Origin of the sequence: Kitasatospora sp. NPDC057738 (genome assembly GCF_042798815.1) — a bacterium.
GTDB classification, from domain to species: domain Bacteria; phylum Actinomycetota; class Actinomycetes; order Streptomycetales; family Streptomycetaceae; genus Kitasatospora; species Kitasatospora lactacystinica.
Genome location: NZ_JBHVJT010000096.1, coordinates 21,874 through 35,306, shown reverse-complemented (window position 1 = coordinate 35,306; position 13,433 = coordinate 21,874). Strand labels below are relative to the sequence as shown.

General features: G+C 74.1%; 11 protein-coding genes. 5 read left to right on the top strand and 6 right to left on the bottom strand.

What is annotated here, in order from left to right; translation table 11 throughout:
• Nucleotides 1-145 precede the first annotated feature (145 nt).
• Nucleotides 146-838, bottom strand: a complete 693-nt coding sequence (locus ACFVGO_RS35515; RefSeq protein WP_049649967.1) for a metal-dependent transcriptional regulator — start codon at nt 836-838, stop codon at nt 146-148.
• Between the two features lie 221 nt (nt 839-1,059).
• On the opposite strand from ACFVGO_RS35515, the gene ACFVGO_RS35510 reads away from it, so the two are divergent.
• The 3 genes from ACFVGO_RS35510 (at nt 1,060) to ACFVGO_RS35500 (ending at nt 3,998) form a co-directional block, all read left to right on the top strand.
• Complete coding sequence (locus ACFVGO_RS35510; RefSeq protein ID WP_380636242.1) at nt 1,060-1,824, top strand: sugar isomerase domain-containing protein; 765 nt, start codon at nt 1,060-1,062, stop codon at nt 1,822-1,824.
• Between the two features lie 336 nt (nt 1,825-2,160).
• A complete protein-coding gene (locus ACFVGO_RS35505; RefSeq protein WP_359902167.1) occupies nt 2,161-3,078 on the top strand; it encodes a DUF4231 domain-containing protein in 918 nt (305 codons plus the stop codon).
• 23 nt (nt 3,079-3,101) lie between these two features.
• Nucleotides 3,102-3,998 carry an alpha/beta fold hydrolase gene (locus ACFVGO_RS35500; RefSeq protein ID WP_359902164.1) on the top strand — a complete coding sequence of 299 codons (897 nt, stop codon included), beginning with the start codon at nt 3,102-3,104 and terminating at the stop codon, nt 3,996-3,998.
• Here the strand turns inward: ACFVGO_RS35500 and ACFVGO_RS35495 are convergent.
• From ACFVGO_RS35495 to ACFVGO_RS35485, 3 genes are all read right to left on the bottom strand, one after another.
• Complete coding sequence (locus ACFVGO_RS35495; RefSeq protein WP_380636239.1) at nt 3,969-4,931, bottom strand: 2-hydroxyacid dehydrogenase; 963 nt, start codon at nt 4,929-4,931, stop codon at nt 3,969-3,971. The two genes, ACFVGO_RS35500 and ACFVGO_RS35495, sit on opposite strands and share 30 nt — an antisense overlap.
• Nucleotides 4,932-5,037: 106 nt before the next feature.
• The gene (gene fxsT / locus ACFVGO_RS35490) at nt 5,038-9,045 is read right to left on the bottom strand and encodes an FxSxx-COOH system tetratricopeptide repeat protein (RefSeq protein ID WP_380351892.1); all 4,008 of its coding nucleotides are present in this window, start codon (nt 9,043-9,045) and stop codon (nt 5,038-5,040) included.
• Nucleotides 9,042-10,562, bottom strand: coding sequence for a TIR-like protein FxsC (locus tag ACFVGO_RS35485; protein WP_359902158.1), 1,521 nt, complete (start codon nt 10,560-10,562; stop codon nt 9,042-9,044). The genes fxsT and ACFVGO_RS35485 overlap by 4 nt, the downstream gene beginning before the upstream one ends.
• A 198-nt stretch (nt 10,563-10,760) precedes the next feature.
• Here ACFVGO_RS35485 and ACFVGO_RS35480 point away from each other — a divergent pair, with 198 nt between their 5' ends.
• Complete coding sequence (locus tag ACFVGO_RS35480; RefSeq protein WP_359902156.1) at nt 10,761-10,955, top strand: DUF397 domain-containing protein; 195 nt, start codon at nt 10,761-10,763, stop codon at nt 10,953-10,955.
• Between the two features lie 63 nt (nt 10,956-11,018).
• On the opposite strand, the gene ACFVGO_RS35475 is transcribed toward ACFVGO_RS35480, so the two are convergent.
• A complete protein-coding gene (locus ACFVGO_RS35475) occupies nt 11,019-11,948 on the bottom strand; it encodes a YafY family protein (RefSeq protein WP_359902153.1) in 930 nt (309 codons plus the stop codon).
• 91 nt (nt 11,949-12,039) lie between these two features.
• On the opposite strand from ACFVGO_RS35475, the gene ACFVGO_RS35470 reads away from it, so the two are divergent.
• On the top strand, nt 12,040-12,606 hold the full coding sequence (locus ACFVGO_RS35470; RefSeq protein WP_359902150.1) for an NIPSNAP family protein: 567 nt from the start codon (nt 12,040-12,042) through the stop codon (nt 12,604-12,606).
• Between the two features lie 105 nt (nt 12,607-12,711).
• On the opposite strand, the gene ACFVGO_RS35465 is transcribed toward ACFVGO_RS35470, so the two are convergent.
• Nucleotides 12,712-13,215 carry an N-acetyltransferase gene (locus ACFVGO_RS35465; RefSeq protein WP_380351896.1) on the bottom strand — a complete coding sequence of 168 codons (504 nt, stop codon included), beginning with the start codon at nt 13,213-13,215 and terminating at the stop codon, nt 12,712-12,714.
• Nucleotides 13,216-13,433: the final 218 nt, after the last annotated feature.

The following is a 13,433-nucleotide window of genomic DNA, read 5'->3' as shown; positions in this document are numbered from 1 at the left end:
GGGGGGGGGGGGGGGGGGGGGGGGGGGGGGGGGGGGGGGGGGGGGGGGGGGGGGGGGGGGGGGGGGGGGGGGGGGGGGGGGGGGGGGGGGGGGGGCCGGGGGGGGGGGGAGCAGTTCCCCCGCTCGGCTGTTCGCGTCCGGTGCCTCAGGCCTGGGCGACGAAGACGTGCTGGGCGATGTCCTTGCCCAGCTCCGCCGCGTTGTCCCCGGTGCCGACCAGCACGCCGCCGACGCCGGCGCTCACCTTGACCGTGGAGCCCGGCCGGACACCGGCCCGGCGCAGGGTGCTCATCAGCGCGCTGTCCGTCTGGATCGGCTCGCCGATCCGGCGGACCACCACGTCGGCCCCGGCCTCGCCCGGCTTGACGGTGTCCAGCGGGACGAGCCCGGCGTCGAAGCCCTCGCCCTCCGCCTTGGTGTCGCCCAGCTCGTCCAGGCCCGGGATCGGGTTCCCGTACGGCGACTGGGTGGGGTGGCCGAGCATGGCGAGCACCTTGCGCTCGACCGTCTCGCTCATCACGTGCTCCCAGCGGCAGGCCTCCTCGTGCACCTGCTCCCACTCCAGGCCGATCACGTCGACGAGCAGGCACTCGGCGATGCGGTGCTTGCGCATGACGCGCACCGCGAGCCGACGGCCCTCCTCGGTCAGTTCGAGGTGGCGGTCCCCGGCGACCTGGAGCAGCCCGTCGCGCTCCATCCGGCCGACCGTCTGGCTGACCGTGGGGCCGCTCTGTTCCAGGCGCTCCGCGATCCGGGCACGCATCGGGACGATGCCCTCCTCCTCCAGCTCCAGGATGGTGCGAAGGTACATCTCAGTGGTGTCGATCAGCCCAGACATCGCCGCTGGCTCCGTTCTTCGGTGTCCTCACCGCCAATTCTGACGTACCGGACCGACAACCGGGCCCGCCCCGGGGCTCCGGAGGCCCGTTTTGTTCCTGTTGACAACGATGCCACCGGGGCGCGACCGTGCTCGCCGAAGCTTTCTCCACCGGCGGTCTGGACCACCCGGACCACCCCACCCGGCCGGAATCCCCCACCGGCAGAGAGCGAAGGCAGCAGATGAACGACCTGGTCGGCCGGTACTTCGACGCCGCGATCTCCCACCTCCAGCGGGTCCGCGAGGAGGAGGCCGACACCATCGAGGCCGCCGCCGCGCTGCTGGCGGAGGCGATGACCGAGGGTCGCCGGGTCTTCACCTTCGGTGCCGGGCACTCCGCGCTGCCGGCCCAGGACGTGGTCTACCGGGCCGGCGGACTGGTCCCGGTGAACCTGCTGAACGTGCCCGGGACCGCCGGGGTGACGGTGATGCCCGCGCCGCTGTCCAGCGCGCTGGAGCGGGTCTCCGGGCTGGCCACCGCCACCCTGGACCTGACCCCGGCGACCACCGGGGACCTGCTGTTCGTGATCTCGCTCTCCGGCCGCCAGGTGATGCCGGTCGAGCTGGCCCGCTACGCCCGGGACCGCGGCCTCAAGGTGGTCGGCGTGACCTCGCTGGCCTACCCGCGGGAGGTGCCCTCGGCGCACCCGACCGGCACCTACCTGAAGGACCACTGCGACGTGGTGCTGGACAGCAAGATCGCGGTCGGCGACGGCGAGCTGAGCCACCCGGGCGCCGAGACCACCTTCGGCCCGGTCTCCACCATCGTGACCAGCGCGCTGATGCAGGCCGTGGTCGCCTCGGCGGTCGGCCGGCTGGCCGACCGGGCGGCCGCCGGGGAGTGCCCCGCGCCGCCGCTGTTCCGCTCCGGCAACGTGCCGGGCGGCACCGAGTGGAACGCCGAGCAGATGGCCGAGAACACCGAGCGGGTCTTCTACACCTACTGAGCGGCACCCGCCGGCCGCACCCGCCGGGCCGCACCCGCCGGCCGCGCGCACCGGCCGCGCGCACCTACCGCGTGCACTGGCCCGCACTCCGCCCGGCCGCACCGGCAGGTCGCCCGCGCACATCCGCCGGCCGGTGCGCGCCCCCGCCACCTCCCGCACGCTGGGTACCGGCCCGAACACGGGGAGTACCGGACAACCACCGGGGCTTCCCGGCCACATCCGGCCGCCCCGGCCGTCACCAGGCGTACCGGCGAGTCCCCCGGGGCAGGAGAGCGGTGCGACCGGAGCGACTGGTGGGGGCCGAACATGGCGTCTGTTGCGGGACGGACCGGGTGGGTGCGTGAGCGGGACCTGCTGCCCGAGTTCTTCTGGGCCGCCGACTCGGCGTCGCTGCGCGGGCAGCGGCGCTCGGTGCTGCTCTCCGCCTGGGAACTGGTCCTGCTGGTGGCCGCCGCGGCGACCGGCTCGGCCGACGGCGAGCCCTGGGCCTGGCCGGCTGCGGCCGCCTACCTCGGCGCGATCGTGCTGGCGGTGGTGATCAGCCGGCAGAACCCGCAGGGCCTCTGGTACGAGGGGCGGGCGGCCGCCGAGTCGGTGAAGACGCTGGCCTGGAAGTACGCCGTCCGGGCCGACGCCTACCAGCCCCCGCCGCGCGCCCTGCCGGACGCCGAGGGCCTGTACCGCTTCCAGCTCTCCGGGGTGCTCGGCGCGTTCCGGGACAGCCCGGTGGCCGTCCCGGACGCCGGGGTGGAGATCACCCCGGCCATGCACGACCTGCGCGGCCAGCCGCTGGCGGTGCGCCGCGAGGTGTACCTGGCCGAGCGGATCCAGCTGCAGCACGACTGGTACCGCGCCAAGGCCCGCTACTGCGCCCGCGCCGGGCACTGGGCCGGGGTGCTGGGCGTGCTGCTGCCGGCGCTCGGCCTGGTGCTCGCCCTGCTGCGGGCGCTCGGCGCGTTCAGCTACGACGCGCTGGGCACGGTCTCGGCGGTGGCCGCCTCGGTCGCCGCCTGGGCGCAGCTGCGCCAGTACCGGCCGCTGGCCGCCGCGTACGCCCTGGCCGCCGAGGAGCTGGCACAGATCCAGCGCCAACTCGCCCAGCTGGACCTGGAGTCGATGGAGGCCGAGGAGATCTGGGCCCGCCTGGCCCGGGACGCCGAGGACGCGATCTCCCGCGAGCACACCACCTGGCAGGCCCGCCGGGAGGTACGCACCACCACCGACCGGGAGCACGCAACCGACCCGGAGCACTGAGGAGGCCGCAGGTGTCGTTACGGATGATCAAAACGGCGGACGACCGCGCGCTCGCCGTCGAGTCCCTCGGCGACCCGCGCGGCCGTCCGGTGTTCCTGCTGCACGGCATGCCCGGCAGCCGGGTCGGCCCGCACCCGCGCAGCACCGTGCTGTACCGGCTGGGCGTGCGGCTGATCTCGTACGACCGGCCGGGCTACGGCGACTCGACCCGGCTGTTCGGCCGCCGGGTGAGCGCGGCGGCCGCGGACGTGCGGACCATCGCGGACGAGTTCGGGCTGGACAGCTTCGCGGTGCTCGGCCGCTCCGGCGGCGGCCCGCACGCGCTGGCCTGCGCGGCGCTGCTGCCGGGGCGGGTCAGCCGGGCGGCGGTGCTGGTCGGCCTCGCGCCGCGCAACGCGGCCGGCCTGGACTGGTACGCGGGGATGACGCCGTCCAACGTCCGCGCCTACCAGGAGGCCGAGCGCGGGCACGGCCGGATCGCCGACGCGATGGAGTTCCGCTCCCGGCAGATCAAGGACGACCCGGTCCGGCTGCTGAACGGGCTGCGCACCGAACTCTCCGCCGCCGACCGCGAGGTGGTGGCCGACAGCGGACTGCGGCGGATGCTCCAGAGCAACTACCGGGAGGCGTTCCGGCACGGCGCAGACGGCTGGATCGACGACGTGCTGGCCTTCACCGCCGACTGGGGGTTCGAGGTCGGGTCGGTCCGGGTGCCGACCTGGCTCTGGCACGGCGCGGACGACCAGTTCTCGCCGGTCGACCACTCCCGCTGGCTGGCCGACCACATCCCGGACGCCGAACTGTTCCTGGAGCCCGGCGCCGCGCACTTCGGGGCGTTCCGGGTGATGACCACCGCGCTGGCCTGGGCCGCGGGCTGGGGCGGCCCGGGCTCAGACCTCCACCGGCGTCAGGGGCGCTGAGCCGCCGAGCACCGCCAGCACGTTGTCCACCGCCAGGCCGCCCATCGCCTGCCGGGTGCGGACGGTGGCGCTGCCCAGGTGCGGGGCGAGCACCGCGCGCTCCTGGGCGAGCAGCGCGGACGGGACGGCCGGCTCGTGCTCGAAGTTGTCCACGGCGGCGGCGAACAGCGCGCCGGACTCCAGCGCGGCGGCCAGCGCCTCCTCGTCGACCACGCCCGCGGTCATGCTGACCACCACCGCACCGCGCGGCAGCAGGGCGAGGCGGCGGGCGTCCAGCAGGTGCCGGGTCCCCTCGGTGAACGGGCAGGTGACGACCAGCACGGTGGAGGTGGCGAGCAGTTCCTCCAGCGGCTTCCAGTCGGCGCCCTCGGCCTGACCGGTCGGCAGTTCGCGGCGGTTGTGGTAGCTGACCGGCATGTCGAAGGCGCGGGCCCGGCGGGCCACCGCCCGGCCGATCCGGCCCATGCCGAGCACGCCCAGCGGGGTGCCGGCCAGCTCCAGGCCGAGCAGGAAGTTCGGCGCCCAGGTCCAGGACGCGCCGGAGCGCAGCAGCCGTTCGCCCTCGCCGAGCCGGCGGGTGGCGGCCAGCAGCAGCGCCCAGGCCATGTCGGCGGTGGCGGTGGTGAGCACGCCCGGGGTGTTGGTGACCAGGACGCCGCGTTCGGCGCAGGCGGCCACGTCCACGTTGTGGTAGCCGACGGCGTGGTTGGCGACGACGGCCAGCTGCGGGCCGGCCGCGTCGAGGAACCCGGCGTCCACCCGGTCGTCCAGGGTGGTGATCACGGCCCGCCGGCCGCGGACGGCGTCCAGCAGCGCGGCCCGGTCCATCGCCAGGTCGGAGTCGTGGCAGGTGGCGGCGTGGTGCGCGGTGAGCCGTTCGACGACGCCGGGGGCGAGGCGCCGGGTGACCAGGACCGGGGGCGGGGTGCTCATGGTCAGGGAGCGTACCCCCCGGTCCGGCGGCGCGCCCTCGTCCGGCTGCCACCCCTGCTTCGGGTGCGCAGCCCTCGCCGGCGGCGCACCCCGCCCCCCTTCCCGGTCAGACCGGCTGCGGCTCCAGGTCGCGGTTGATCCGCTTCCAGCCCCGCGCGGAGACCGTGTTGGGGTGCTCCTCGCCGACCTGCCGGATCAGCTCGGAGATCGCCCGCGCCCTCAGCTCGGCCGCCTGGGTGTGCCGCCCGCCGGACCGCAGGGTGATCGCCAGGTTGGCCTCGCAGGCCACCGCGTCCGGGTGCTGGGCGCTGTAGCGGTCGCACAGCCCCTGGTACGCGGCCCGGCCGAGCCGCTCGGCGCGGTCCAGCTGCCCGTCGTCGCCGTAGGCGTTGGCCAGGTTGATCATCGCGTTGAGGGTGTACGGGTGCTCCGGCCCGACCGAGCGGGTCAGCCCCTCGACGGTGAGGCGGCCGCGCTCGATGGCGCCCGGGACGTCGCCGCTGCCCCGCAGGTAGATGCCGAGGTTGTTGGCGCAGGCCAGGGTGAACGGGTGCTCGTCGCCGAACAGCCGCCGGTGGCCCTCGAAGACGGTGGAGCAGAGGTCGCGGGCGGCCTCCTTGTCGCCGGAGGCGCTGTGGTCGGCGGCCAGGTTGAGCGCGCAGGCGAGCGCGTCGGGGGCGTCGGCGCCGTAGCGCTCCAGGTAGCGCTCGTAGGTCTCCTTGGTGATCCGGCGGGCCTCGGCGAGCTGGCCGATCCGGCGCAGCGAGACGGCCAGCGACTTGGCGTTGCGCAGGTTCTCCGGCAGGTCCGGGTCGAGCACGTCGCCGAGGTCGGAGGTGACCTCCTGGAGCAGGTCCACCGAGCCGCGGTAGTCGCCGAGTTCGCGCAGGTCGCGGGCCAGGTTGGACTTGGTGGACAGGGTGTAGGGGTGCTTGGGGCCGAGGACGGCGGTGCGCCGGTCGAGGGTCTCCTGGTCGAGTTCGCGGGCCGCCTCGCTGTCGCCGACCAGCCGGTAGTCGATCGCCAGGTTGTTCGCCATGGAGAGCGTGCGCGGGTTGTCGTCGCCGAACAACTCGCGGAACTGGTCGAGGATTTCGCGATCGAGGTCGAGCGCGGCCTGGAACCGGCCGAGCGCCCGGCGGTCGGCGCCGAGCGAGCCGGCCGTCATCAGGGTGTACGGGTGGTGCTCGCCGAGCAGGCCGCGCTGGCGCTCCAGGGTGTCCTCGTCCAGGGCCAGCGCCTCACCGTAGTTGCCCTGGGAGCGCAGCACGTTGGCGAGTTGGAAGCGCAGCAGCAGGGTCTGCCGGTCGTTCTCGCCGAGCTTGCCGGTCCACTCCACGTCCAGGGCGTGGCCGAGGTCGCGGGCGCGGTCGAGCTCGCCGCGCTTCCACAGGTAGCGGACCCGGTCGATGAGCAGCTGGCGGGTGTCCGCCTCGTCGCAGTTGTGCGCCTTGGACGGCGACAGGTGCGGCCAGATCTCGTCGAAGGCGGGCCAGTTGGCCGGGTCGTCGGTGTCGCCGAGGACGGGCCGGGCGCCGGTGAGGATGCGGTGCACCTCGTGGACGGCGATCTCCTGCTCGTCGGCGGTCATCCCGGCCCGGATCACCGCCTGGACGAGCCGGTGCACCTGGAAGCTGTTGCTGCCGGCGTCGACCTTGGCCAGCGCGTACCGGCCGATCGCCTGGATCACCTTGCCCAGCATGAACTTGTCGCTGAGGTCGGCGTCGAACTTCACCAGCGCCCGGATCATCTGGTCGCTGTAGAAGAGGTTCATCGAGATCGGCTCGGGCGCGAAGAACGCGCACAGCTGGAGCAGCCGGACGGCCGCCGGGGACTGCTGGCGCAGCCGTCCGATCGACACGTTCCAGGTCGCGGCGACCGGCGTCGGGTAGTCGGCCGGGCGGCCGACGGCCAGCGCGCGGGCGGCCTCGGCGTGCAGCTGGGAGACGTAGGTCTCCACCGGGGTGCCGGTGGTGTCCAGCCAGGCGGCGGCCACCTCGACGGCCAGCGGCAGGTCCCCGACCGCCTCGGCGACCCGGTCGGCGTCCGGGCGGGAGAGGCTGCGGGCGCGCCGGCACAGGTGCTCGACGCTCTCGCCGCGGGTGAAGACGTCGACCTCCAGCGCCTCGGCGTGCCCGGTCCAGGCCTGGTTGCGGGAGGTGACCAGGATGTGGCCGGAGCCGCCGGGGAAGAACCGGCGGATCTCGGCGGGCTCGTCGGCGTTGTCGAAGATCAGCAGCCAGCGCGAGGTGGGCACGCCGCGCCGCAGCGCCTCCCTGGCCGCCTCGGCGGCCTCGGTCACCGAGTCGCCGACCCGCAGGCCCAGCCGCCGGGCGAGTTCGGCCAGCGCCGGCGCGACCAGCTCGGTCTGCTCGGCGTCGATCCACCAGACCAGGTCGTAGTCGGACATGAAGCGGTGGGCGTACTCCAGCGCCACCTGGGTCTTGCCGACGCCGCCGAGCCCGTACAGGGTCTGCGGGGTGGGCAGCACGGCCGCCATGCCGCCGCGCAGCTGGTTGCGCAGCTGCTCCAGGACGGCGGAGCGGCCGGTGAAGGAGGGGTTGCGCGGCGGGACGTCCCACACCGAGGGCTTGCTGCCGGGGAAGCGCGGGCCGCCGCTGGGCGCGTCGTCGAGCGGGGTGTCGCCGCGGCCGAGCGCGCGCAGCAGGCTCTGGATCGACTGCGTCTCGTCGCGGCCGACCAGGTCGACCGGGTTGCGGTTGCTGAACGGCGCGGTGAGCCGCACGTCGCCGACCCGGACGGGCAGCAGCTGGCGGCGGGTGCCGGAGGGGTCGGAGCTGACCACCGACTCCCACAGCGCCCGCGCCTGCGGGGAGCGCTGGTAGGCGGGCGAGAGCACGGCGACCGTCCGGTACGCGGAGTCGATGCCGCGCTCGGTCTCCTCGCGCGGGTCGGTGCCGGCGCTGAGGTCGCGCGGCAGCACCCGGAAGCCGGCCCTGGTCAGGACGGACTCGATCCAGTCCGCCCACATCCGGTCCTCGGGGACGTAGGAGAGGTAGAGGTCGGCGGGCACGGACGGGCGGCGGCGGGTGAACGCGTCCACGAAGCGCAGCCGCACCTCCTCGTCCACCGGCGGCAGGCCGGCCGCCCGGCCCTCGGTGATCATGGAGGTGAGCCGCTCGCAGGCGGCCAGCATCGAGGTGGGCGTGCCGGTCTGGTCGCCGAAGGTGGCGAGGATCTCCTCGTAGGCGTAGAACGGCCGGTACGGGATCTCCACCGAGCCCCAGTACTGGGCGAGTTCCTCGCCGTCGAAGCCGGCCGGCAGCCCGTCGAAGCGGACCCGGGCGAGGGCGCGGCCGGCGTCGGCCTTCTCCTTCTCGCCCTCGTCGATGCGCATCGGGACGGGCAGGATGCGGATCCCGCGCTCGCGGTAGCGGTCGTGGATGTGCTGGGCGATCCGGGAGGCACCGTCGATGGACTGGTCGCTGAGGGTGAAGCAGACCACCAGGTCGTCGGGCATCTGGACGGTGCAGATCTCGGCGATGTCGGACAGGCCGGTGCGGGAGTCGATCAGCACGTAGTCGTAGCGCTTGGCCATGTCGGCCTTGAGGGCGTCGAAGAACTGCCCGCCGTCGAAGCGGTCGTAGAAGATGTCCCAGTCGAGGTGGGTGACGGCCTCGGAGTAGTCCCGGTTGAACTGGCCCGCGGAGAGGAAGTCCAGGCTGCCGCCGGCCGGGAAGTGCGGCCAGGTGAGCGAGAGCGCGTGCGGGTGCACCCGGGCGAAGTCCAGGTGCCAGCCCTCGGCGTGCTCGACCGGGCGCAGCGCCTCCTCGCGGTACTCGGCGATCAGGTCCATCATCCCGGTGGTCCCGGCCAGCGAGGCCGGGTCGAGGAACGGGTGGAAGAACTTGGCGAGGCCGGGCGCCTCCAGGTCCCAGTCCACGGTGAGCACGCGGAAGCCGTTGGCGGCCAGGATCCAGGCGGTGTTGGCCAGCGCCATGGTGCGGCCGGTGCCGCCCTTGTACGAGTAGAAGGTGATGATCCGGCCGTTGCGGTCCTGTTCCGCCGCCTGCCGCTCGGCCTCCCGCTGGGCGGCCAGGTCGGCGGAGGTGAGCCCGCCGAGACGGAGGTTCCTGGTGCGGTTGTCAGTCATCGCGGTCCTCGTCCTCCCAAGGGCGCCATCCCGTCATCGGGTTCATCGCCGTCGTCGCGGTACGGGTCGTGCTCGCGGTGCGGGTCCTGCTCTCGGTGCGGGTCGCGCTCGCGGTGCGGGTCACGCTCGCGGTGCGGGTCGTCGCCGTTGTCCCGACGTCGGTGGGTGGTACCGGTGGTGCGGCCGGTGCCGTCGCCGTCGGCGCGGTCGTCGCCCCGGTCGTCCTCGAAGGGGTCCGCCGGGGATCCGTCCGGTCCGTACCCGCCCGGGCCGCGACGGAACGCGTCCCGCAGGCTCGGCCGGGGCGGCGGCGGTTCCTCCGGTTCGGCCCGGGTGCGGCCCTCGAACGCGTACTTGGCCTTCATCGCCGCCCGGGGCAGCGCGTCGTCGAAGTCCTCCAGGGAGTGCAGCCCGGTCGGTCCGGTCGCGCCGAGGAAGCTCGGCCGGCTCGCCCGCCGGGTGATGCGCAGCGTCTCGTCGGTCAGGTCGCCCAGCTCGTCGGCGCGGTCGGCGCACTCCGGGTCGTCGCCGTTGAACGGCTCCAGGATGCTCACCCAGGTGGCGTCCGAGCGGTCGAAGCGCCGGACCAGCTCGCGCCGGCGCGGGTCGCGCAGCGCCCAGCGGTCGAGCAGCAGCAGGCCGGGCGCCTCGGCGTTGCCCCCGATGATCGACTCGACCTCCTCGTCGAACTCGTGCACGGTCGGCTGGAACCCCAACTGCCGGGCGAGGCGCGCCGCGTGCTGGGCGATCGGCGAGCCGACCGGCCGGTACGGGTGCCAGTCGGTGCGCCGCTCGCCGTAGTAGTCGGGGCTGCGGTCGGCGGGCAACTCGTTCTGGTGGTAGGCGAGTACGGAGATCCGCAGCTGCTTGGTCGGGGCGGTGACGTTGAACGCGCTCGGCAGGCCGTTGAATCCCAGCCGCCGCCCGACCGGGATCACCGTCTCCTCCGCGACCTGCACGATCCGGGCCGCCAGCCGGTGCACCGCCAGCTCGTAGGAGGAGCGGAAGTAGCTGAGCTTCATCAGGGCGTACAGGCCCTCGGTGGCGTACTCGGGCCCGAAACTCGCGTGGTTGAACTGGAGTTCACTGGCCACGTTCGGCAGCCGGTAGCGGCTCATCGGCGCCCACAGCACCGGGACGATGCCGCTGGTGCGCTCGGAGTCGAGGTTCGCCGGGTAGACCGGCCGGCGGGTGAACGCGTGCCATTCCTGGCCGCACGGAACGCTGTTGAAGTACCTCGGGGAGTACAGGGGCACGAACACCCGACAGGTCGCCAACTCGTCGGACAACCGTTCGGCCCACAGCTCGCCCTGGTGCATGGACTCGTCCATGAAGCCGACCGCGGCCCCGTCCGGGACCGTGGTGAGCTGGAGCACCGCCTCGCAGAGGTCCCGGTACAACTGCCTGACCCAGTGGTTCGGGTCGCTCGCGCCCCGCGCACCGGCCTTGGGGGTGTGCGCGTAGGAGAGGAAGAAGTACGGCCGGGCGTCGTCCTCGTCCCAGCCCCGGTCAGTCACACGCGCCTCCCCCGGGCCCGTCGGCAAACCTGCCTCCCGCAGCCCCCGTGCGGCGGGGCTTCAGTGTAGGAACGACTGACACCCCAATGGAATAGCACAACGTCTCGCACGAATTGACATGACCGAAACGATGCCGCCGTCCGTGCACAGGGACCAGTACCCTCGATACGGCCGCCACGCACCACCAGGAGGGCACTCGTGGACCACCTCGACTGGCAGAGGTCCAGCACCAGCAGCGACAAGGATGACTGGATCGAGATCGCCTCCGAGGGCGACCACGTCTACATCCGGCAGTCCGACGACCCCACCCTCGTCGTCACCACCACCCGCATCAAGTTCAACGCCTGGGTGCTCGGCGCCAAGGCCGGCGAGTTCGACCACTTCGTCGCCTGACCCGCCCGACCCCGCCCGACCGGCACCCCGCCGGTCGGGCGCTCGGCTGTCCGGGCCCGCGGATCACCCCCCGTAGCGGGCGGCCAGGGCCCGTACCGTCCTGGCGATGCGGTCACGGAGTTCGGCCGGTTCCAGCACCTCTACGTCGGCGCCCAGCCGCAGGAACTCCCCGTGCGCGTGGTCCGGCGACTCGATCGGCACCCGGGCCTCCGTCCAGCCCTCGTCCGCGGCGGCGACCCCGAGGCGCCGGGCGCCCTCCGGGGTGAGCCGGACCAGCGCCTCCCCCGTGTGCAGCCGGGCCCGGAAGTCCGCGAGGTAGCCCGTCCAGTACGCGCCCAGGCCGAAGCCGTCCGGCACCGCGAACTCCTCGTCCAGCACGCGCAGTCCGACGACCTGGTCGACCCGGTACGTACGCATCCCGCCCGGACCGGCGGCGACCAGGTACCAGCGCCCGGCCTTGAGCACCAGCCCGTACGGCTCCACCCGCCGCTCGATCTCCTCCGGCGCCCGCCAGCGCCGGTACCGCAGCACCACCGCCCGCCGCTCCCACACCGCGGCGGCGACGGCGGCCAGGTGCGGGGTCTCGTCCGCCGCGCCGTACCAGCCGGGCGCGTCGAGCAGGAAGCGCTCCTGGATCCGCCCGGCGTGCTCGCGCAGCTCCGCCGGCAGGGCCGCCCGCAGTTTGAGCTGGGCGGCGGTGAGCGCCTCGCCGAGGCCCAACTCGGCGGCGGCGCCCGGGAGTGCGGCGAGGAAGGCGGCCTGGGCCTCGTCGGCGGTCAGCCCGGTGAGGCGGGTCCGGTAGCCGTCGACCAGCCGGTACCCGCCGGCGTGCCCGGCGTCGCCGTACAGCGGGACTCCGGCGGCGGCGAGCGCCTGGACGTCCCGGTAGACCGTTCGGACGGAGACCTCCAGCTCCCCCGCCAGCTGCTCGGCGGTCAGCCGGCCCCGGTTCTGGAGCAGCAGGAGCAGGGCGACCAGCCGACTCGCGCGCATGCCGCCCAGTATCCACTGACAGGTGGTGTCAGGAGAGCACTCCTACGCTGCGGCGCATGAACGACTTCACCCCCACCGGGGCGGCCACGGCATGAACCTCATCGTCGAACTCCGCCAGTACACCCTGCACCCCGGCGCCCGGGAGACCCTGATCGAGCTGTTCGAGCGCGAGTTCGTGACGGGCCAGCAGGCGGTCGGCATCACCGTCGGCGGCCGCTTCCGCGACCTCGACGATCCGGACCGCTTCGTCTGGCTGCGCGCCTTCCCCGACATGGCCGACCGGCGGCGCGCCCTGGAGGCCTTCTACGGCGGCCCGGTCTGGCGGGAGCACCGCGACGCGGCCAACGCCACCATGGTCGACAGCGACGACGTCCTGCTGCTGCGCGGCCCCGGATTCACACCGCATGCGGGCCGCCGCGAGGTCCTCGCCACCGTCTGCCACCCGGCCGCCTCGGCGACCGTCCACGGCGGCGCCTTCGACTCCTTCGCCACCGAACACCTGCTCCCGGACCATGCGTTGCACCGCACCGAGCACGCCGAGAACGACTTCCCCCGACTGCCCGTCCGCACCGGCGAGGACGTCCGCGTCTGGTTCGGCCCCGCCGAGCCGGCCCCCTGGCCGTCCCGGCGGCTCCGGCTGGAACCGGTCGGGCCGTAGCCGCCGGGTGCACGCCGGCGTGCCCGGTGCGCCCGCTTCCTCAGGGGTCGATGACGTTCGCCCCCGTGCCCCGGCGTGGGCCGGGGCACGCGGGGCGAGGTCGGCTCACGCGCCGGCGTGCGCGGGCAGGGCGAGCCAGTCCGACCAGGAGATCCCACGGCCGAGGAAGCGGGGCCGCTCGAACGGCCAGTCGGCGGCGATCCACCGCGGCACCAGCGCGTCCATGGCCCGCTCGACCTCGCTGCCCACCAGCTCGTCCACCACCCACCAGGCGATCTCGCCGTCCGCACCGGCCTTCGCGGGCGGGTCGATGTAGACGCAGCCGAGCAGGGCCGTCTCGGCCGCGTCGAGCAGCGCGTAGTTGAAGGACTGGTGTGCGGCGATCTCCTTCTCGTGCCGCAGCAGGTCGGCCTGGTTGGCCTCGAAGGTCATGGTGGCCGCGGGCCAGCCCCAGGCCGGACCGAAGAGGGTCCACAGCCGTTCGCGCGAGCCCATCACGGCCGGGTAGTCGAGCGGGGCATCCGCCTCCCGGACCGGCCGCAGGTGATGGGCCCCGCCCGGCAGCGGCACCTGGACGGGATGGACGAAGTCATCGGGAAGCCAGCTCATGGCGCCCGACCGTAGCACCGCACGGACGCCCGCCCTCCCGGATTTTCCCCGCACCGCCCGGACGTCCCGCACCCGCCGGCCCCTCCGCCGAAACACCAACCCCCGAAGTCGCGTGGGGGGAGGCGGCCGGGAGGACGTCTCCCTCAGGGATGGGGCAGGTGGGGGGGGGGGGAAGGGGGGAACAAGGTGGTGAGGGGGGGGGAGAAGGGGAAGGGTTC